16 protein-coding genes are annotated in these 21,233 nt (G+C 39.1%); 14 read left to right on the top strand and 2 right to left on the bottom strand.

Annotated features, from left to right (window positions below):
- The first annotated feature begins 49 nt into the window (after window positions 1-49).
- From EP57_RS00155 to EP57_RS17255, 12 genes are all read left to right on the top strand, one after another.
- Window positions 50-541 (top strand): hypothetical protein, encoded by a 492-nt coding sequence (locus EP57_RS00155; RefSeq protein ID WP_036083019.1) that lies wholly within the window; start codon window positions 50-52, stop codon window positions 539-541.
- Window positions 542-1,255: a YveK family protein gene (locus tag EP57_RS00150; protein WP_036083018.1), complete on the top strand. Its 714-nt coding sequence runs from the start codon at window positions 542-544 to the stop codon at window positions 1,253-1,255.
- Window positions 1,224-1,892 (top strand): CpsD/CapB family tyrosine-protein kinase, encoded by a 669-nt coding sequence (locus tag EP57_RS00145; protein WP_036083016.1) that lies wholly within the window; start codon window positions 1,224-1,226, stop codon window positions 1,890-1,892. The genes EP57_RS00150 and EP57_RS00145 overlap by 32 nt, the downstream gene beginning before the upstream one ends.
- A 22-nt stretch (window positions 1,893-1,914) precedes the next feature.
- Window positions 1,915-3,006, top strand: a complete 1,092-nt coding sequence (locus EP57_RS00140) for a UDP-N-acetylglucosamine 4,6-dehydratase family protein (RefSeq protein ID WP_052167441.1) — start codon at window positions 1,915-1,917, stop codon at window positions 3,004-3,006.
- 2 nt (window positions 3,007-3,008) lie between these two features.
- Window positions 3,009-4,346: a nucleotide sugar dehydrogenase gene (locus EP57_RS00135; protein ID WP_036083014.1), complete on the top strand. Its 1,338-nt coding sequence runs from the start codon at window positions 3,009-3,011 to the stop codon at window positions 4,344-4,346.
- 3 nt (window positions 4,347-4,349) lie between these two features.
- Window positions 4,350-5,633 carry a lipopolysaccharide biosynthesis protein gene (locus EP57_RS00130; protein WP_036083012.1) on the top strand — a complete coding sequence of 428 codons (1,284 nt, stop codon included), beginning with the start codon at window positions 4,350-4,352 and terminating at the stop codon, window positions 5,631-5,633.
- Window positions 5,614-6,939, top strand: a complete 1,326-nt coding sequence (locus EP57_RS00125) for a hypothetical protein (RefSeq protein WP_036083010.1) — start codon at window positions 5,614-5,616, stop codon at window positions 6,937-6,939. The genes EP57_RS00130 and EP57_RS00125 overlap by 20 nt, the downstream gene beginning before the upstream one ends.
- On the top strand, window positions 6,896-8,026 hold the full coding sequence (locus EP57_RS00120) for a glycosyltransferase family 4 protein (RefSeq protein ID WP_036083008.1): 1,131 nt from the start codon (window positions 6,896-6,898) through the stop codon (window positions 8,024-8,026). Before EP57_RS00125 ends, EP57_RS00120 begins: the two co-directional genes overlap by 44 nt.
- A gap of 1 nt (window position 8,027) precedes the next feature.
- Complete coding sequence (locus tag EP57_RS00115; protein WP_052167440.1) at window positions 8,028-9,221, top strand: glycosyltransferase family 4 protein; 1,194 nt, start codon at window positions 8,028-8,030, stop codon at window positions 9,219-9,221.
- Entirely contained in the window at window positions 9,205-9,798 is a 594-nt protein-coding gene (locus tag EP57_RS00110) for a sugar transferase (RefSeq protein WP_277619742.1), read from the top strand. Before EP57_RS00115 ends, EP57_RS00110 begins: the two co-directional genes overlap by 17 nt.
- A 19-nt stretch (window positions 9,799-9,817) precedes the next feature.
- Window positions 9,818-10,942, top strand: a complete 1,125-nt coding sequence (locus EP57_RS00105) for an aminotransferase class I/II-fold pyridoxal phosphate-dependent enzyme (protein WP_036083005.1) — start codon at window positions 9,818-9,820, stop codon at window positions 10,940-10,942.
- Window positions 10,943-11,027: 85 nt separating this feature from the next.
- Window positions 11,028-13,316 carry an immunoglobulin-like domain-containing protein gene (locus EP57_RS17255; RefSeq protein WP_052167439.1) on the top strand — a complete coding sequence of 763 codons (2,289 nt, stop codon included), beginning with the start codon at window positions 11,028-11,030 and terminating at the stop codon, window positions 13,314-13,316.
- A 530-nt stretch (window positions 13,317-13,846) separates the two neighbouring features.
- Here the strand turns inward: EP57_RS17255 and EP57_RS00095 are convergent.
- Together EP57_RS00095 and EP57_RS00090 are read right to left on the bottom strand one after the other, a co-directional pair.
- Window positions 13,847-14,518: a Crp/Fnr family transcriptional regulator gene (locus EP57_RS00095; protein ID WP_036083003.1), complete on the bottom strand. Its 672-nt coding sequence runs from the start codon at window positions 14,516-14,518 to the stop codon at window positions 13,847-13,849.
- Between the two features lie 146 nt (window positions 14,519-14,664).
- The gene (locus EP57_RS00090) at window positions 14,665-15,309 is read right to left on the bottom strand and encodes a hypothetical protein (RefSeq protein WP_036083001.1); all 645 of its coding nucleotides are present in this window, start codon (window positions 15,307-15,309) and stop codon (window positions 14,665-14,667) included.
- Between the two features lie 632 nt (window positions 15,310-15,941).
- Here EP57_RS00090 and EP57_RS00085 point away from each other — a divergent pair.
- Both EP57_RS00085 and EP57_RS16260 read left to right on the top strand, forming a co-directional pair.
- A complete protein-coding gene (locus EP57_RS00085; protein ID WP_036082999.1) occupies window positions 15,942-17,780 on the top strand; it encodes a SpaA isopeptide-forming pilin-related protein in 1,839 nt (612 codons plus the stop codon).
- Window positions 17,719-21,036 carry a VaFE repeat-containing surface-anchored protein gene (locus EP57_RS16260; protein ID WP_052167438.1) on the top strand — a complete coding sequence of 1,106 codons (3,318 nt, stop codon included), beginning with the start codon at window positions 17,719-17,721 and terminating at the stop codon, window positions 21,034-21,036. Before EP57_RS00085 ends, EP57_RS16260 begins: the two co-directional genes overlap by 62 nt.
- Window positions 21,037-21,233: the final 197 nt, after the last annotated feature.

Genomic DNA, 21,233 nt, shown 5'->3' with positions numbered 1-21,233 from the left:
TAAGGGTTTCTCTTTCCATAAAAAAATTCACATGGAGGTCACAACTTTAATGAAAAAAAGAACTATTTTGCCCATTTTTGCAGTCATAGCCTTAGTACTTGGTGCTTGTGGAAATACAGCAAGTGACACGAAAAGCGACACATCAAAGTCCGAGATTAATACTAAAAAAACATCAGAAGAGACAGTGAATATGACGAAAAAAGTAGACGGTGTAGCCATCGAAGTCAAGGAAGTCAACAAACTTGATAAAGTAAAAAAAACAGATGATACCATCATAAAAATTCGTTTTAAAGGAAAGAATAATAGCGCTGATCCACAAGCCTTAGATTCGATGCTGCTAAATGTAAAAAACAGTAACGGAAAATCACTTAAAATATATCCATCGACAAGTATCGGAACGATGTTAGACCCTGGTAAAGAAGCGGAAGGTGACGCATTCTTTGTTCTAGAAGGTGAGGCACCATTAACGGTTACCTATGAAAACCCAGAGACAAAGTCAAAAGCAACATGGACGATTCAAACAATCAAGGATGCGAGGTAAATGGATAAGACTCTTGATATAAAATATATCGGCCATTTTTTCAAAAAATATTGGTACATCGTTATCGCCACTTGTATTATAGGTATGCTAGCGATGACCGTATATACCTCTTACTTTATTACACCAGTGTACCAAGTATCTACAGATGTTCTCGTCAATCAAAAAAAAGAAGAACAAGTGACAGCCGCGGATGTCCAATCGAATCAGCAGTTCGTAAACACATATTCCGTTATCTTGACAAGCAGTCGTATTTTAGATCAGGTCAAAAATAATTTAAATCTAACGCAATCAGCTAAGCAGTTAAAACAACAAATTATTATTGAAAATGTAAATAATTCGCAAGTCATTACGATTAAAGTGACAGAAGATACACCAGAAGACGCAGCTTTAATTGCTAATGAAATGACAACCGTATTTAAAAGCGATATTAAAAATATCATGGATCAGCAAAATGTTACGATCCTTTCAGAGGCAAAAGCCGAAGATAGCAAAACACCAATTGCACCGAATAGAAAATCAGCCATGGCAATAGGTGCTTTCGGAGGATTAGTTTTGGGAATCTTATTATCTTTCCTATTCCAACTCCTCAACACAACAATCAAATCCGAAAAAGACATCGAGGCAATAACAGATATCCCGATTATGGGTTCCATTCAAAATGAACGGAAGAAGGTGAAGAAACGTGCAAAAAGAACGATCGAAGCTACTGATTAGGCATCAAAAAGGCTCGAGAATAGCAGAGCAATTCAGAATAATTCGAACCAATATTGAGTTTATCAGTAAAAAAAGAGCGCTAAAAACAATCATGATTACATCAACGAAACCACAAGAAGGAAAATCAACAATCATTGCGAATTTAGCGGATGTCATGGGGCGCCAAGAATTAAAAGTGTTAATTATAGATGCAGATTTGCGGTTACCGTCGCAACACTATATTTTAGGAGTAGATAATTCGTTGGGGTTAACTGATATTTTAAAAGAGAAGGCTACCATCGAAACAGTGATTCAAAACACGTCTTTATTCAATGTCGATATTATTGCAGCAGGTCAAAGCCCAAATAATCCGTCAGAATTACTATCTAAGACGGTCCTAAAAGACTTACTTGAAACGGTCAAAAAATACTATGATTACATTCTGATAGACGCGCCACCAGTCATTGTCGCAGATACAACGATTGTAGCGCAAAAAATTGATGGTGTTATCATGGTGGCTGAAGAAAACAAAACACCGAAACAAAAATTTCAAAAAGCATTAAACACTTTAAAAAGCACGAATACCCCAATTTTAGGAATCATTTTAAACAAAACGAAGCAAGAAAAGAGTAGCAAATATTATTATTACAATAAATAAGTTGGCAAAGGGGACCTTTCAAATGAAGAAGCAAATGCACATACCACAGAGTGACGTTTTCGCTGAAGAATTATTACAGCGAAAAATAAGAACACCACTTCCCGCCGATATTTATCCGAAAATACATCAAAAAAAAGTACTTATTACAGGAGCAGGAGGTTCTATTGGTTCAGAAATTTGTCGGCAGGTTTATGCGCTAAATCCAGCTGAAATCATTTTAGTTGGTCACGGCGAGAATAGCATTTATCTGATTCAAAATGAACTTATGAACTTGACTAATAAAACAATCAAAATTACAGCTGAAATCCAAGAAATTCAAGATAAAAAAGGGGTTCGCCGATTGATGGAAAAAGTCAAACCAGATTTTGTATTTCATGCAGCGGCGCACAAACACGTTCCACTCATGCAAAATAATCCACATTCCGCAGTGATGAATAATATTATCGGCACGAAAAATGTTGCTGAAGTTGCTGGTGAAGTTGGCGTTGGAACATTTGTCCTTGTTTCGACTGATAAAGCTGTTGAACCACAAAATGTCATGGGGGCAAGCAAGCGTATTGCAGAAATGATTGTCGCCCATTTAAACAATAAGTATGTCACAAACTATACGACTGTAAGATTTGGTAACGTGCTAGCGAGTCGTGGCAGCGTTGTCCCGCTTTTCCTAAAACAAATTGAAAAAGATGAGCCGCTAACATTAACTGATTCTGAGATGACGCGTTATTTTATGACGATTGAGGAAGCGGCGAGCCTTGTTGTGCAGGCTGGAACAATGACGAACGGTGGCGATATTTTTGTTCTCAATATGGGGGAAGCTATAAAAATCAAAGACATTGCCAAGCGTCTGATTACGATGTCTGGAAAACGAAATATAGTGATTCAGTACACAGGTATTCGTGATGGCGAAAAGCTTCATGAAGAGTTGCTTGAAGTTGATGAACGTGTTCAAATGGAAGCGACGGAAGAAATGTTTATTGGAAAAGCAATTGTGACACGAGAGTATCTAGTAGAACATTTACTCATGAATTATGGGAACCTATCTAAAGAAGCGCTAACTGTAGAGCTTTTAAAAGTAGCCAATCGAAATGAAGTGCAGATTCCACTGGAGGTCTAGTTATGTATTATGAAACAATGCAAGAAAAAATAAATACGAAAAATTGCACGGTCGGTGTTATCGGACTCGGTTATGTCGGATTACCTTTGGCGATTGAGTTTGCTGGGGCGGGATATAATGTCATCGGTTTTGATATACATGCTGGTAAGGTCAACCAACTCACGCAAGGCGATTCTTACATTATTGATATCACGAATCAAAAACTAGCGGCAGTTAGGCAAAGCGGACATTTTATACCGACGACTGATTTTTCGAAGTTAGGTGAAGTCGATGCAGTATGTATTTGTGTTCCGACGCCGCTTACGAAATCTCAAGAACCTGATATGTCCTATATCATTGCAGCTGTTGCAGAAATTAAACGATATATGAAGCCTGGAATGTTAATTACGCTTGAAAGTACCACTTATCCAGGTACGACAGAAGAACTTATTCAAGCAGAAATTGAAGCGCTAGGTTACCGCGTAGGGAAAGATTTTTTTCTTTGCTATTCACCCGAACGCGTTGATCCTGGAAACAAAACATTCCAAACGAAAAATACGCCGAAAGTACTTGGCGGTACGACGCCAAATTGTTGCAAACTAGGCGATGCACTATATTCGAATGTGATTAATCACGTCTATCTTGTTAGTTCTACTAAAGTCGCAGAAATGAGCAAGCTACTTGAAAATACGTTTCGCAGTATCAACATCGCGTTTATGAATGAGATGGCGATGTTATGCGAGGCGCTTGGCATGAATGTTTGGGAAGTCGTGGATGCAGCGGCAACGAAACCATTTGGCTTTATGAAGTTTACGCCTGGTCCCGGCATCGGCGGACATTGTATCCCGCTAGATCCAATGTACCTTTCATGGAAAGCAAAAGGAGCTAATTTTTTCAGTCGGTTTATTGAGTTGGCGCAAGAGACGAACAAAAAAATGCCAGAGCAAGTGATTCATAAAGTAAGTCAAGCGTTGAATGTGGATTATAAATCGATTCGTGGTTCGAAGGTGCTGTTACTAGGCATGGCTTACAAGCCGGATATTGATGATGTGCGTGAATCACCAGCACTAGAAGTATATGAGTTATTGCACAAAAATGGTGCTTATGTCTCTTACTATGATCCGCATGTGGAATTCTTCTACAGTGAAGACGGGACGCGGCTATACAGTGAAGAAGATGTGCGGTATAACGATTATGATGTTGTTGTAACCTTGACGAATCACAGTGTCTTTAATACGGCTGAAATTGTTACCGAGGCGAATCTTATTGTCGATACTCGAAACATGTTTCAAGGGGAAAATAGTGAGAAAGTTTTCCGTATTGGTTCTGGGATACCAGAGCGTCTTGCGATGATGCAGTAGCCGATGAAGAACGCATTCCAGTCTTCTTTTTTGAGAAACTTAACGAAAGTATTTTCTGGGAATGTTGTGGCCCAACTTATTTTAGTCGGGCTATCCCCCATTTTGACACGGATTTTTACACCAGAGGACTTTGGGGTTTTCGGAACGTATACGAGTTTATTAGGGATTTTTTTAGTGATTTCAGCACTCGCATATGAAAAAGCGATTCCAATGGATGATGATCACAATGATGTTCGACATATCGTGTGGCTTTGTATCGGGATTTCGTCTGTGTGGTTTTTGAGTGGTTTGATTTTGTATTTGGCAACGGGCTGGTCGGTGTTTCAACTGATTGGGGTTTCTGTTTCTTATGTTGTGCCGATTTTATTCGGAGTTGGTGTTTTTGCGGCTAGTATACAGCAGATTTTGAGTTATTGGGCGATTCGGAATAACCATTACGGTCACATTTCTTTCGCGAAAATATCACAGAGTGGTGTGAACGGAGTAGCGCAAATTGGCTTGGCTGGAGTGATAACAAAGACGGGTGTTGGTCTTGTCACAGGGGATGTGTTAGGTCGTATTACTGGATCGTTGAACTTATTTGTTCGGTTTGTGAAGCAAGAAGGGTTTTCTTTACAACGAGGCAGATGGCTATTATTGCTGAAGAAGTATCGACAGTTTCCGCTTCTAGGGATGCCTTCACTCGTATTGAATAATGTGTCGATACAGTTACCGACGCTACTATTTGTTGTTTTTTTTGGAGTTGCTTCTAGTGGTCAGTTTTCGTTAACGCAACGGATGGTTGGTATTCCCATCGCGATGATTACGACGGCGTTAGGGCAAGTGTTTTACGGCAAAGCGAGTGAATTACTACGAGAAAATCCACGGGCTTTGCAAAAAGTGTACTGGAAATTAATGAGCCGACTGTTTCTTATTTTTCTCTTGCCGATGGGTTTGTTTGCTACGGTATCTCCCATGCTCTTTACTTGGTTATTTGGACCGAGTTGGGAGATGGCGGGTGTGTATGCGCAAATGCTCACGCCGATGTTTTTTGCCCAACTCGTAGTGCTCCCTGTGTCGCAAATTCTATATATTACCGAAAATCAAGGCTTGCAATTACTGTGGGATAGTTCGCGTTTTGCATTGCTGCTTGTAGGTTTTTTCTTAATCTATCAATTTCAAATGGGTATGACAGCGGCGGTACTATTTTTCAGCATAGCGATGACGGGGAGTTACGTTTTATTGTTTATCATTGGCAATTGGGGAATTAAACGAGAGGATACGGTATATGAGAATCAAATGGAATAAAATTTTACTGTGTATCGGTATGTCTTTTTATGTATATGGCTTGAAATTAGCGTATACCGATTTCATTTCCCCAGCCTTTTCTTATTTTGGATTTATTAATTTACATCCGAGTGTGGGTGGGCAGTTCGTGTCGATTATATTTGTGTTTATACCACTTTTATGGTCCAATACACATGCTTATCGACCGTCGCGAATTGTTTATTGGATATTGTACATGATGGTCTACATACCTGCGATGATTGTTCCGGATTATGTGCGTGTAGACATATTTGACGATATTGTCATTCTGAAATTGGTATTGCTGTTTTGTATGGCGTTAATATATATGACTGGGAGTTTCTCTTTAATACCCATCTACTACACAAAAATGAAGAAGAAAGTGATGTTTTTATTTATCGGCTTAACGTCTCTTTCTCTATGGGGAATTATTGTCCAGACGTTCGGGATTCATGTTAACTTTTCGCAAGTGGATGATGTGTATGATTTGCGGGAGTCTTATAGGGAGCAGGTAAATCGATTATCAGGATATGCGATTAATTGGCAGTCAAAAATTGTCAATGCTTTACTTTTAGCGCTTGGATTTGTGAATAAAAATAAGCTACTCATTTGCATCGGTGTGTTAGGGCAACTATTCATCTTTTCTATTACTGGGCAAAAAAGTGTTGCTTTATCTAGCGTTTTTATTCTTGTTATTATCTATTGTTTACGAAAAAATGGGCATAATTTTGTCTTGTATTTTGTGTATGGGATTACGGCGCTGGTTTTTTTGACAATGGGATTGGATATATTGACAGATAGCTCGGAGTTTACCTCTTTATTTATTCGGCGGATGCTTATTACGCCAGGGCTTTTGCTGAGCTATTATTTCGATTTCTTTTCAATCAATCCGCAAGTTCAACTTTCGCACAGTATTTTAGCGCCGTTCCTAAATTATCCTTATGATAAATTGCCGCCGTTTTTGATTGGGGAGCATTATTTTAAGCGAGTTGGCTTGGCGGCAAATGCAAATATTTGGGCAGACGGTTTTGCGAACTTCGGGTATGCGGGTATTATTGGCTTTACTTTTTTGCTCGTAGGTATTTTGTATCTTTATGATAGTATTTCGGCAAATCGGAATTTTATTGTTAGTGCAACATTAATCGCTATGCCAGCTTGGAGTTTGGTTGATACGTCTTTAATTACGAGTTTGCTGACCCACGGTATTTTAATTGCTTTCATCATTAATTATTTTTTGAAAACAGAGAGGGAGATTAGTACAGGTTATGAAAAAAATCCTTATTTTAAGCTCGGTTCATCCTTGGAATGATTCGCGGATTTATCATAAAGAAGTTCTGACCTTACTGCGTGCGGGGTATCAGGTGGATTACTATGCGATAGAAGGGGCGCATGATGTGCTACCAGATGAACCATATTTAACCGTGACGCTGTTGCCAAGAAGAGGACTGGAAAAGCGTTTTCTAACGTGGCGATATTTTTTGCAGGAAGTGAAGAGGAAGCAACCAGACGTTGTACATTTACATGATCCAGAGTTGCTGTTTTTAGTGCCGCAAATAAAAAAAAGGACACGCGCAAAAATTATTTTTGATATGCATGAAGATTTTCCTTCTGCGCTGAAAAGTAAGCGAATCATGGGCTTTTCAGTGCCTAATGTGTGTATAAACAGGATTGCCAGCGTTGAAAAAAAGCGATTGGCTCAGGTGGATGCGATTTTATTTGCGGAACAATATTATAAAGAGCATTATGCGGATATCGCGGTGCACAAGGAAGATGTGCTGAACTATCCATTTTTGAAAGCGGCACTGGACGTTGATGATAAATTCGATGTGACTACGCTAGTTTATGCGGGGGCTATACACGAGATTCGTGGGTTTAAGGAGATGCTGGGCGTGGCGAGTATGTTGCGGCAACGAGGATATGTTTTTCAGATGCTCATTATTGGCCAAGTTCCGGAACGTTTGCGCGCGTGGAGTGCAGATTATATGGAAACGCATGGACTGACAGGCGTAGTGCAATTAAAAGGACGGATGGATTTAGAAGCGCTAAATGGATACTACGAAAAGTCTGATATTGGGCTTGCCCTCCTGCATCCAGAACCGAATTATTTGAAATCGCTGCCGACGAAACTTTTTGAATATATGTCGTTTGGATTGCCATATGTTGCTTCTGATTTCCCACTTTGGCGAGAATTAATGATGGATAGTGGGAGCGGAATTCCGGTTGATATTAAGGACATATCAGGGATTGCGGATGCGATTGAGCTGCTTTTAAACGAACAAGGGATGTATCTAGATTACATGGAAAACGGCAGAAGGGCGCATATGTCTCGATTTAATTGGGAAAATGAGGCGGATAAACTTTTAGAAACGTACCAACTACTTTTCGAAAGGATTTAATATGAAATTATTGTATATTCATCAACATTATGAAGAAAATCAAGGTGCCACACGATCGTATGAGTTATCCAAGCGTTTCTTAGAAAATGGAGCGGAGGTAGTCATGATAAGTGGTCAAGGTGATTCGCATATAACGGAGGAAGGTCTTGTCGTCAAGTCTACTCAAACAGCATACAATCAAAAAATGTCAAAAATGAGACGGATAGTAGCGTTTATTCATTTTTTCTTATGGAGTATTATCTTGGGAATACGAGAAAAAAATATTGACAAAATATATGTGACGTCGACTCCGCTGACAGTTGGTTTGGTTGGCCTTATTTTAAGTAAATGGAAGCGAAAGCCGTTTATTTTCGAAGTGCGAGATGTGTGGCCAGATATTCCTATTCAACTAGGATATATTCGAAATATATGGATGATTAGGATACTGAAATGGCTCGAAATGAGGATTTATAAAGCTGCCACACACATTATTGTTTTATCAGAAGGAATGAGGCAGAATTTGTTGAAAAAAAAAATTCCAGCAAGCAAAGTGACGGTAGCTGAGAATTTTTCGAATCAATCACTTGTCCAAAAGAGTGATGGACAGCAGCTAGAGGATGTATTTTTAAGGCGCTGGATGGAAGATAAATTTGTAGTGGTGCATCCTGGAACGATTGGGTTTGTGAATGGCGTGAATTATTTAATTGCTTGTGCCCAAAGATTAGAAAATAAAGATTCGGTTCATTTTTTGCTCATCGGCGAAGGTTCTGAAAAACAAAAAATGCAAGCGCAAATTAAAGAGAAAAGGCTATCGAATATTCGAATCTTAGATGCAAAATCGAAAAAAGAGACGCTTCAGATCGCTTCTCGTTGTCAAATGGGGACGATGCTTGTTAAAAATGAGCGAATTTTATGGGATAACAGTGCGAATAAGTTTTTTGATTTTTTAGCATGTGGGTTGCCAGTGGTGCTTAATTATCAAGGTTGGCAGAAGCAAGTGTTAGAAGATAGTGGTGCTGGAAAAGGATTCGCTCATAAGGATGTGGAAGCATACTGTGATTATATAGCGCATTTGGCTACAGATCAGCAGAGTTGGCATCAGGCGCATCAAGCATCAAAGCGGTTGGCAGAGGAATATGATGTAGACAAAATTGCCAATCGGATTTGGCGAGTTATTACAAATGGGAGGGGAATTTCTGGTGAAACGCTGGATTGATTTTTCTTTGGCACTCGTATTAGCTTTGCTTACGAGTCCGATTATTATAGTATGCGGCACTATTTTTTATGCATTATATCGCGAAAAGCCATTTTATATAAGTCAGCGTGCGGGTAAAGATGGTTTGGCTTTTACGATTTATAAATTGAAGTCGATGCGCACGCAATATGGTATAGATGGTCATCTGCTACCTGATGCTGATCGTTTAACGAAATATGGTAGCAGCATGCGCAAACTAAGCATTGATGAATTACCACAACTTCTTAATATTTTAAAAGGTGACATGAGTTTTATCGGGCCACGTCCATTACTCTTAGAATACAATCCCCTCTATACAGAGGAACAGAGGAAGCGTCTGAACGTGTTACCTGGAATGACAGGTTTGGCACAAGTAAAGGGAAGAAATAACCTTAGTTGGGAAGAAAAATTCTCCTTTGACTGCCATTACGTGACTCATCAATCGCTCCTATTAGACTTGAAAATAGCTTTATTAACAATCTATAGAATAGTGCAACGAGATGGCATTTCAGAAGACAGCCAAGCAACGATGTCGAAATTTACAGGATTGACTCCGTGAAACGAAAGGAAATTAAAAAATGAATAAAATTCCATTAGCAGTTCCTCACATGAGCGGGGAAGAACAAAAATATATCCAGCAAGCTTTTGATACGAATTGGATTGCGCCACTCGGGCCACACGTCAATCAATTTGAAGCTAATTTAGCTATGTATACAGGTGCCGCCGATGTAGCGGTTACGAATTCCGGAACGAGCGCGATTCATTTAGCGTTGACACTTTTAAACATACAGAGCGGTGACACGGTTTTTTGTTCCACATTTACGTTCGTCGCAAGCATTAATCCAGTCCTATACATGGGTGCAGTACCAGTCTTCATTGATTCTGAAACGGATACGTGGGGCATGAGTCCAATCGCCCTATCGAAAGCACTAAAAGACGCGGCTTCCAAAAATAAACTTCCTAAAGCTATCATCGTTGTACACTTATATGGTCAAAGTTGCAAAATGGACGAGATTATGGCACTAGCAAATCGTTATGATGTTCCGGTTATTGAGGATGCTGCGGAATCATTAGGCTCTACTTACAAGGGGCGTAAACTAGGGACTATTGGTACATTCGGCATCTACTCTTTTAATGGTAATAAAATTATCACAACGTCTGGCGGTGGGGCTCTCGTTTCTAATGATGTCAGTCAAATTGAAAAAGCGCGCTATCTTTCCTCTCAGGCAAAAGAAGAAGCACCGTACTATTCTCATAGCGAAGTCGGTTTTAATTACCGTCTCAGCAATGTGCTAGCGGGAATTGGTATTGCGCAACTGGAAGTTTTAGAAGAACGAATTGCCAAGAAACGCGCGATATTCGAAGCGTATGAAGCCGCATTTGAAAACAATTCAAAAATCTGCTTTTTATCAGAATGGCAGGAGACGTTCAATAATCGCTGGCTAACAACGGTTTTATTCGAAAAAAACTCGCCAGAAAAAATGATGCAGCAATTGGCGGAGAGAGGAATTGAAAGCAGACGCCTCTGGAAACCAATGCACAGGCAACCACTATTTCAGGATGTTGCGTATTATAGCGAAAATCGAGAAGGAAGTAACGCAGACATATTATTTAAGAAGGGGCTTTGCTTACCATCAGGTACACAACTTACAGATAAAAAAATTGATTACGTTTGTAAGGTGTTGAGGGAAATCAGCAAGTAGAGACCTTACATAAGTAGAAAATTGAATCTATAGCTTTGGAAGGCTACTAGATTTTTATATAGAGAGAATTAAAAGGAGGAGAAAGATGAAAAAATTAGCTAATATATTCATCATCTTAGTTTTACTTGTAGGTAGTGTTCCAACTGTAATCCATGCAGCAACAACTACACATAAGGTAGTGGAAACAAACATTGTAGGGGATACAGCGACGCATACGATTAGCGTCCCAATAAAAAAAGAACCTCGAGAAAAGAAATTGGATTTAGTCATTGTACAAGATTTATCGGGAAGTTTTCGAGATACGTACCCGAGCGTGGCGAATGAGTTAAAAAGAGCCATCGATTTAATGAGCCCAGTGATTGACCGCTCCGAGTTCATCGGTTTTACATCCATCAAGAGCACTGATACAGGGTTACCGATTTATAGTGATCCAAGAACTACGCTGGAGGTACAGAATTCAGGCCAATACAATGAATTTTTCAATGTGATTTATAAAACGGAGATGACGAATTCATTTGGGGACATAAAAGCGGCGATTGATGATGTCACATCGAAGCAACTGTATGGTAATGGCACACCAACAGCCTATGGGATTCAAAAAGCCTTAGAGGATTATCAAACGAACCACCCAGTAAAAGAAGCGAACCGTGAAACACTATTTCTAGTTGTAACAGACGGATTTCCGAATGGGGATATAAACGGGACGGCATTGACGCCAAGTACATCGATGGTGCCTCTACTTGGAACATCAACTGGTATAAACGCAGCATTAAGTAATATTACATCTGCGGGATACTTGACATCTTTTGGACTATGGCAAAATAAAGCGGCACTTGAAAAAGAATGGGGAACAAGTGCCTACAACAACTATAATAATTATATCAATGCAAATGTGCCGAATTTTGTCTCGCGTAATGAGTTCTTCTTCAATATGAATAACGATGATAATTCGATTGAAAGCTTTTCATCCGCGGTGAAGGACATTATTCAAACCAATCTAAATGACCAATTAAGTATTTCAGAAAAAATAAGCGTTGGTCAAACATATGTAGAAGGTAGCGCAAAGGTGAGAAATAGCTCTGGTCAAATAGTGCCTGTACCTGCGCCCTATCAAGAACCAACATTGTCCGATCAAACATTGACGTGGAATTTAGATGCTTTACCAGAAGGCGATTATACAGTCACTTTCGATGTTACCGGAAAAATTCCAGTTAGCAGTGCACCGAGTATTGCAGCACAAGACATGACGCTTTCTGAGGGGGCAATTTTTGATCCAATTCAAACAGTGAAGCCGACAGCGACAGATACAGCATCCAATAATCTGACATCCCAGATTAATGTGATTGCAAACGATGTAGACACTAGTAAACCAGGCACTTATCATGTGACATATGAAGTATCGGGAGTACTTCCTGCAAACGCAAATAAGAACATTTCACTGATAGATTCAGGAGAAGTTACTTATCGAAATGCTTTGTTGAAAACATTAGAAAACCTAAACTTCACACCGAGTGTAGCTGCCAAAAAAACCACTAAAACAATCACGATTACTGTAACAGGAAAACCGACGATTACAGCTGTTGATAAAACTATCTATGTAGGTGATGTCTATAATCCTAGAGCAGAGATTGAGGCAAATGATGCTGTTGACGGAGACATAACTAGCGCTATTGAAATTCTCAAAAACGATGTAGACAACACGAAACCGGGCATATACGACGTCACCTATAAAATAACGAATAGCGTGGGAGAAAGCGCAACGAAGACGATTCAAGTAACGGTGCTAAGTAGACCGACGATTGAGGCGAAAAACCATACCATATATGTAGGAGATAACTTTGATCCGAGGGCTGAAATAAGTGCCAATGATGCTAAAGATGGTGACCTTACAGATGCTATTGAAATTCTCAAAAATGATGTAGACAACACGAAACCAGGCATATACGACGTCACCTATAAAATAACGAATAGTGTGGGAGAAAGCGCAACGAAGACAGTCCAAGTAACGGTACTTGAGAAAGTAACGCCACCCGGAAAGGTAGATCCAGAAACACCAGAAACACCAGAGACACCAGAGACACCAGAGACACCAGAGACACCAAGAGTACCAGAAACGCCAATAAAACCAGTAAACCCAGTAAACCCAGTAAACCCAGTAAACCCAGTAAACCCAGTAAACCCAGTAAACCCAGCTCTTGAAGCAAACGATAGCTCGACAGAAAAAGCTCCATCTGCCGAGCGAAATCAAACCACGCCAATGTTGGAATCAGCGACTAGGTTGCCAAGAACAGGAGATAGTAGCGATTTATCCGTATTATTTGGTTTGGGACTTATTTTCTGTACAGCTATATTTTTACATGGTAGAAGAAAGTAACTACTTTTTACATTACATGTCTTAAATAAATGTAATCTCAAATTCTTAGCTGGCTCAGCTTAGCTAAGAATTTTCCATATAAATTCTTTAGACACAAAATATACATAAAATAATCTGTTGAGCCGCAAACGTTTAAGGACATTTATTTTAGTTTGCAAATTAAATTAGCTACAATAAAGAAAAAAATATGCAAATACGTGTTTTTTTAATCTGTCATATTAAAAAATAATGCATTATGCTAATTAAAGTAGCTCCTATGAAAGGAAGTTTTTTGTGCTGTCCGCTGTTTAAAACTAACTTGTTGTCACCTTTTCTAGGACTATGAAATATCGATAAGGAGAATCATCAAATTCTAGAATCTACTGTACGTAGCAAGTCCATAATCTAATCACTATGAATATATGGAGCTTGGCTGCCCATTATTCGTTTATAATTCAGACTTTTGTATAGACGTATCTACTGGTCAGCTACATATCAAAAAGCTCCTGATAATAGGAGCTTTAGGATGGTGTTTAAGAAAAAAGTTCGAACTAGTAACCACAAGAGTCATGCAGAAAATCAATATCTAGAATAACAATCTTTCCTTCCTTACTATATGTGATGACGTTCTCTTTTTGCAATTCAGACATAACATAAGACACACGCGTCCGACTCACATTCGCGACATTCGCTAAAATTTCATGCGTAATATATTTGGGAATGCTATACGTGTTGTCCCAGGGATTGATGCCGCGAAAACTATGAATGATAGACAAAATATAATAGATTTTCTCTTTCAAATTTAGCCCTAACATACGAGCCGCACTATCTTTCCAAAACAATTCACGCTGAATATTTCGGAGGAAAAGCTCGTTTTTAAGATCATCAGGATAAGTTTCCAAAGCCGACAATGGAATCTTTAAACCGCGAATATTACCAAGCGTCGTATATTCAAAGTAGTCATCAAAATAAAAAATATTAGGAAGTAAGCCGATAAAAGAATTACGCGTATAGAAATTATCATAAAGCATTTTGCCAAGCGGAGAAATATGATATTTAAGGACAACGCCTTCATAGACTAGAAATGCATACTTTTCCAAATCGACTTGGAACAAACCGGGGCCTTCGAAAACAAATTCTTGGGCTTCTGCATGATTAGCTGCGTACTCTGAAAACTTAGAATTAATACGAAACAGTTCTTTGTGAAACTGTATAAAGTTCATTATCATTACCTCCCTCGCAGATTACAGCATCTGAATCTCTCATATTTATTATACAACAAAGAGGTATAAAAATGTTAAATTTCGCCTCTTCCTACATATCTGTCTTTAAGAGAATAAATATGTAAGAACAGGCCATCGCATATCATCTAATCTTGAATAAATAAGTGCTGTTCTCTTTTTACGATGCGTTTTTCATGTTTTAAGTCTAGCAAGGCTTTTTTTATTGTAGCTGGCGTGGCTTGGCAACATTTCGATAGCAGCAAACTGTTGACACGTTTCGGAACCAAATAACCATCGGGATGTTTTTTTGAGAAACGCTTCATGACATCCAGGACACGTTCGCGAATATTTTTCGTTAGCATGTAAGAAAACTGAAAGAATTCCTCTTGTTGACGCCTATTATATTCAATTAAAAAATCCGGAAAAAATGGTTCTTTAGAAAGAGTATCTAACACAGTTCGCGCGTCAAATATAGCTACCTCCACATCACCGATTGCTAAGTACTCGTATTGGTTTTGTTGAAAAACATTATGGAATAGGACATCATCTTTCGACCAAATCGCATTCACACTGATTTTACAAATGTCTGGATTATTGACCTGCTGTAATAAAACGCCTTGCGTCACATGAATAATCTTCTCAGCATTGTCCATGTTTAAAGATTGGTAACTTTTTAGTTTTTGAAACTGACATACATCAGGATGCCACGTATCAAGTTCTGTCATCTCAAGCAGTGATACTAACAAGTTAGGTTTTTTAATTAATAGATCATGAACCTGTAAAAAATCCATTCTTTATACCCTCTCCATTCCTATTCGGATTTACTGGTAGCCCAATAACAATCTTACATTAACACATATAAATAGTTGGCATTGTAACATATGTTGTCTGTGTTTTCATGTAAATAATTTTCTATGCAATCTGCTTTTTTTGCATAAAAAATGAAACCTATTATAGAAGGAACAGAGATATGGAATGTCGAAAAGCCCTAATAGAATGGGAAGGGAAGAGGAATATCTTTTTCGATAGTTCGTATCATTGTTTGTTTTTTTTAGTCCTGTAACTTTTGTTACAAAGCACCAGTAGGAATCGTGTTATTCTCTTCAAGGGAGGAAAACAGACACATACCTACACTATGTAACGATATGCTAGCCAAACGAAAATATCCTAATTTATCTTTGTCGGTTCATCATGCTAAAATAGGCTTTTCTCAATGTACATCTTGCATAAGGCAAAATGAAAACATGGGATGAATAGCTGATATATCTTGTATAGAGACAAAAAAAGATAAATATAGAGCAGGTGTGAAACGAAAAAAAGCATCGAGTAACATATGTTACATCGTGAAATTAGGTTTATATATATACTAGTAATTGAGACAGGCAGTCAGGCATTAAAAATTCGAAATATCAGGAGGAAATGAATGAAGAGAAATTTTAAAAAGATTATAACTATCCTGTTGTTATGTGTACTGGTGATTAATCAATTATCCATGCAATTAATGGCATCAGCTGCAGGTGGATACAATTGGGGCAACCAATTTATTGACAGTGTTAAGCTTACCGATGGTAATGGTAATCCTATTACATCTGCTCCAGCAGATAAAGACTTCAGAGTTAGATATGAGTTTAGCATTCCAAATACGGTAGATGTCGACCAAGGCGATAAAATGGAGGTTACACTTCCTAAGGAACTTCAAACAGCGCAAAATAATGAACTTCAGTTTAAGGATAGTAATGGAGAACTTGTTGCGATTGGTCAAGCAACTACAAGAGGTGGGCAACAATATGTTGTCACATTTACAGATTACCCTGAGAGAAAATCAAATGTTTCCGGATATTTCGAATTTTTCGTTACATTTTCGGGTGATATTACTCCAGGGGAGGAAATTGAAATTGAATTTGATCTTCCCGGAGGAACGGTGGTAATACCAATTACACCAGAAACACCAGGCGGTGGTGGCTCAAACCCAGAGATACCTGAGTCAGGTGATATGTTTTATAAGTCGGGGACTTATCTACCGTCACAGAACATGATACGTTGGGAAATCCTTATTATTCCACCGTTGTTGCCTAACCCTGCTTTTCCCGTTTTATATGAGTCGATGAATAATGTGAAAGTGTATGATGAACTGGGACCAGGACAAGAATTTGCTGGCTTTATGAAGGAAGACGAGGTACTCCTGTCTAGAGTCTATAATAAAAATGGTATAGTAGGTATCGGCTATGGCCAAAATTGGCAACAAAAAATTGACAATTATGATGCTGAAGCAAGGACATTTGAAGTCGACTTGGGTAATATTAACGATGGTATGGGAAGAAAAATTCTTTATACTACTAGAATTACAGATCCTGATCAAGTTGAATTTACTAATAAAGCCCGTGTTGTATCAACAGAGAGAACAGAAGATATTGGTGGGAATATTAGGGTTGAAGGAGGGACCGGTGGAGCACAAGGTGACAATGCAGGGTTTACAGTTGTCAAACAAGATGATTCTGGTAATGCCTTAGCTGGAGCTAAATTTGATTTATATCGAATTTCTAATGGCAATAGAAATTTAATTAAAGAAAACATAGAATCTGGCCCTGATGGTAAAATTAGCCACGATGAAACTCTGAAATTTGGGAATTATGAATTAGAAGAAGTAGAAGCACCAGATGGCTATAAATTATTAGATAGACCATACGCTTTTGAACTTAATGAAAAAGGTATTACAGAATTAGAAATCCCGATTATCAATGAAAAATTAGAGACACCAGTAGGGTCTGTAGAACTCATTAAATATGACGAAGCAGATGAGAGCAAAGGCTTAGCAGGAGCAGAGTTCGATTTATTCCGAGGCACACGAGGATCAGGAACACTTGTGAGTAGCCATGTAACACCAGCATCTGGGAAGTTCCAAGTGAACAACTTAGAATTTGGAAACTACTATTTTGTGGAAACCAAAGCACCAGCAGGCTATGAGTTAGACGCGACAGCAAGAACATTTACAATTGGGGAAGGTCAAGTAACGGTACCATTTGAGTTGAAAGTTGCCAACAAAGCAATTGAAGCACCAGTAGGTTCCGTAGAATTAATCAAGTACGATGAAGCAGATGAGAGCAAAGGCTTAGCAGGAGCAGAGTTCGATTTATTCCGAGGCACACCAGGATCAGGAGCACTTGTGAGTAGCCACGTAACACCAGCATCGGGAGTTCCAAGTGAACAACTTAGAATTTGGAAACTACTATTTTGTGGAAACAAAAGCACCAGCAGGCTATGAGTTAGACGCGACAGCAAGAACATTTACAATTGGGGAAGGTCAAGTAACGGTACCATTTGAGTTGAAAGTTGCCAACAAAGCAACGATTGAACCACTTGGCAGCGTAGAATTTACAAAAGTAGATGCAGATACACAAAACCCGCTTGCAGGTGCAGAGTTTACCCTTTACGAAGGTACGTCAAGTGCGCCAGGTAATGCTTTAGGTGTCTATACAAGTGCCGCGACAACAGGTAAAGTAACAGTAAATGACTTACCATATGGTAACTACCACTTTGTTGAAACAAAAGCACCAACTGGCGGTTATATTTTAGATGGTAAGGCGATTGATTTTGAAATTGTGAGTGATACCACTGTTTTAGAATTAGACAACGTCACGAACAAGCGTGATTATCAACCACAAATCGAAACGTTAGCTTTTGAAACAGGAACGAATAACAAAGAATTATATCCAGGCATGGCAACACTAATCAGTGACCGTGTTATGTATGAGCAATTAACACCAGGCAAAAACTATCGTTTAGAAGCAAAACTAATGACGAAAAATGGTCAAACAACATTGACGCAAGGTTCGAAAACATTCACAGCGACAACAGAGAACGGCGAAGAAGTCGTAGAATTAGACGGATTTGACGCACGTGCATTGAAAGGACAACAAGTCGTTGTATTTGAGCGTTTGATCGATACAGCAACAAATGCAGTTGTCGCAACACATGAAGATTTAAACGATGCAGATCAAACGGTATCTTTCTTCACACCAAGTTTACAAACATTTGCATTTGAAACGAGCACAGGATTACAACATGATATTCATCCGCATCAAAACGTGGAACTTAGTGACCGCGTTGTGTACACGAACCTAAATCCAGGTGAGCGTTACACATTAGAAGCAACATTGGTAGACAAGTTAACTGGAAACATTGTATTCACACAAGGAACGCATGAATTCATCCCGACAACAGCATCTGGAGAAGTCACAGTACCACTCAACAATTTAGACGCGACAGACTTAAAAGGTAATTCGTATGTTGTCTTTGAAGTGTTGAAAGACGAGTCAGGACAAGTAATTGCTGAGCACACGGATAAAGATAGTTTAACACAAACCGTATCATTCATCGAGCCAAGCATTGGAACGGTTGCACGTGATAAAGAAACAGGCGAAAGCAATGTACACGCAGGACCAATCACGATTGTCGATGAAGTACAATATCAAAATCTAGATACAACGCAAACGTATGATATCGAAGGAATTTTGATGGACAAAGCAACGAATCAACCATTATTAGTAGACGGTCAAACGGTAACAGCGACGAAATCGTTTAGCCCAGCGAATACTAATGGCACGGAAGAAATCGAATTTACAGTAGACGCATCACAACTAAAAGGCAAAGACATCGTTGTTTTTGAAACGTTGAAATTAAATGGCGCGATCATGGCTGTTCACCAAGATATCAATGATGCGAAACAAACAATCAAAGTGGTAGATCCAGCTATTGGCACCACATTACGTGACGAAGAAACAGCAACACAAACACCGAGTCCAGAAGAGGAAGTAACATTAGTAGACGTAGTCCAATACGAAAACTTAATCCCAGGTCGTGAGTACACAGTTAAAGGAATCTTGATGGACAAAGCAACAGAAGCACCACTCGTGATTGACGGCGAGCAAGTAGAAGCAGAAACAACTTTCACACCGGAAACAGCGAATGGTGAAGTAGAAGTAACGTTCACATTCAACGCCAAAGGTTTAGCAGGACAAGACGTTGTAGCGTTTGAGCGCCTATACCAAAACGGTAAAGAAGTAGCCGTTCACACAGATATTAACGATGCAAACCAAACAGTTACGTTCAAAACACCAGAAATCGGAACAACAGCAACCGACCAAAACGGTGAAAAAGAACTAAATGCAGATAACGAAGTAACTATCATCGACGTAGTAGACTACAAAGACCTAATCGCAGGTAAAGAATACACGGTCCAAGGAATTTTGATGGACAAAGCCACAAATGCACCAGTTCTTGTAAAAGGTGAAGAAGTACGCGGCGAAACAACATTCACACCAGAAGAAACAGATGGTTCTGTAGAAGTAGCGTTCACATTTGACGCAAGTGACTTATACGGTAAGGACCTAGTAGTATTCGAGAAATTAATGCGTAACGGGAAAGAAGTAGTTACTCATGAAGACATCAATGATAAAGGACAAACAGTAACAATCAAAACACCAGAAATCGGGACAACATTACGTGACGTAGAGACAGGCACACAAAGCCCAAGCCCAGAAGAAGAAATCAGCCTAGTCGATACGGTTCGTTATGAAAATCTTACGCCAGGTCGTGAGTACACGGTTAAAGGAATTTTGATGGACAAATCTACAGAAGCACCATTATTAGTTGACGGTGAGCAAGTAGAAGCAGAAACAACATTTACACCAGAAACACCAAATGGCGAAGTAGACGTAACCTTCACGTTCAACGCCAAAGCTTTAGCAGGTCAAGAAGTCGTAGCATTTGAGCGCCTGTATACCGACGACAAAGAAGTAGCGGTGCATACAGACATTAATGACGCAGACCAAACCGTGAAATTCACGAAACCAGACCTAAAAACCATCGCGACAGATAAAAATGGTGAGAAAGAAATCATGCCAGAAGAAAAAGTAAGCATTATTGACAAGGTATACTATGAAGACTTAATCGTTGGAAAAGAATATACTGTCACAGGAAAACTCATGGACAAAGCAACAGGGAAGCCAGTCCTATCAAACGGTAAAGAAGTGCTAGGCGAAACAACCTTCACACCAGAAGAGCCAAGTGGTGTCGTAGAAGTAGCCTTTGACTTAGATGCACGTGAACTAGGCGGAAGCGAAGTCGTTGTCTTTGAGAAATTATTCCGCAATGGCAAAGAAGTTGTGGCCCATGAAGATATTAATGACTTAGATCAAACGGTTCGCTTTATCAAGAAACCAGATCCAGAAACTCCAGGACAACCAGAAAATCCAGGGAACCCGGGTCAACCAGAACAACCAGAACAACCTGAAAACCCAGGTCAACCAGAAACTCCGCAAAAACCTGAAAATCCTTCTAAACCAGATAATGGTTCTAGCAAATTAGAGAAGACAGGTAAAGATAAAGATCGCACAACGTTAATGAGTAAATTACCAAAAACAGGAGATAGTTTATCCTTGCTAACACTCTTATTTGGAAGCTTACTTGTAGCAATTGGAGCTATTATTTTCCTTAACAAAAGGAAACAAAATCGTTAAAAATTAAGAGATAAAAGAAAAACATTTTAGCAGTCGCTTGAGAACCTAATGAGGTTTTCAAGCGACTTTTTTTGCGTTCAAGAAGAGTTGGTCATAAAATCCAGTTGTCGTTTTTCTGTTTGGAAGTGCCAGCCTTTTCCTTTCGAGAGAGAGAATGATTTTCATATACTTTGAATGTGACGCTATACATAGACACA

It is taken from the genome of Listeria booriae (assembly GCF_000766865.1).
Classification (GTDB): Bacteria; Bacillota; Bacilli; order Lactobacillales; family Listeriaceae; genus Listeria_A; species Listeria_A booriae.
The sequence above is the reverse complement of the archived record's forward strand: the minus strand, read 5'-3'. Positions and strand labels throughout refer to the sequence as shown.

Coding starts and splice junctions, on each gene's coding strand:
- EP57_RS00150 (WP_036083018.1), top strand. CDS start 542: ATGGATAAGACTCTTGATATAAAATATATCGGCCATTTTTTCAAAAAA.
- EP57_RS17255 (WP_052167439.1), top strand. CDS start 11,028: ATGAAAAAATTAGCTAATATATTCATCATCTTAGTTTTACTTGTAGGT.
- EP57_RS00130 (WP_036083012.1), top strand. CDS start 4,350: ATGAAGAACGCATTCCAGTCTTCTTTTTTGAGAAACTTAACGAAAGTA.
- EP57_RS00135 (WP_036083014.1), top strand. CDS start 3,009: ATGTATTATGAAACAATGCAAGAAAAAATAAATACGAAAAATTGCACG.
- EP57_RS00115 (WP_052167440.1), top strand. CDS start 8,028: ATGAAATTATTGTATATTCATCAACATTATGAAGAAAATCAAGGTGCC.
- EP57_RS00125 (WP_036083010.1), top strand. CDS start 5,614: ATGAGAATCAAATGGAATAAAATTTTACTGTGTATCGGTATGTCTTTT.
- EP57_RS00105 (WP_036083005.1), top strand. CDS start 9,818: ATGAATAAAATTCCATTAGCAGTTCCTCACATGAGCGGGGAAGAACAA.
- EP57_RS00155 (WP_036083019.1), top strand. CDS start 50: ATGAAAAAAAGAACTATTTTGCCCATTTTTGCAGTCATAGCCTTAGTA.
- EP57_RS00095 (WP_036083003.1), bottom strand. CDS start 14,518: ATGAACTTTATACAGTTTCACAAAGAACTGTTTCGTATTAATTCTAAG.
- EP57_RS00090 (WP_036083001.1), bottom strand. CDS start 15,309: ATGGATTTTTTACAGGTTCATGATCTATTAATTAAAAAACCTAACTTG.
- EP57_RS00120 (WP_036083008.1), top strand. CDS start 6,896: ATGAAAAAAATCCTTATTTTAAGCTCGGTTCATCCTTGGAATGATTCG.
- EP57_RS00085 (WP_036082999.1), top strand. CDS start 15,942: ATGAAGAGAAATTTTAAAAAGATTATAACTATCCTGTTGTTATGTGTA.
- EP57_RS00140 (WP_052167441.1), top strand. CDS start 1,915: ATGAAGAAGCAAATGCACATACCACAGAGTGACGTTTTCGCTGAAGAA.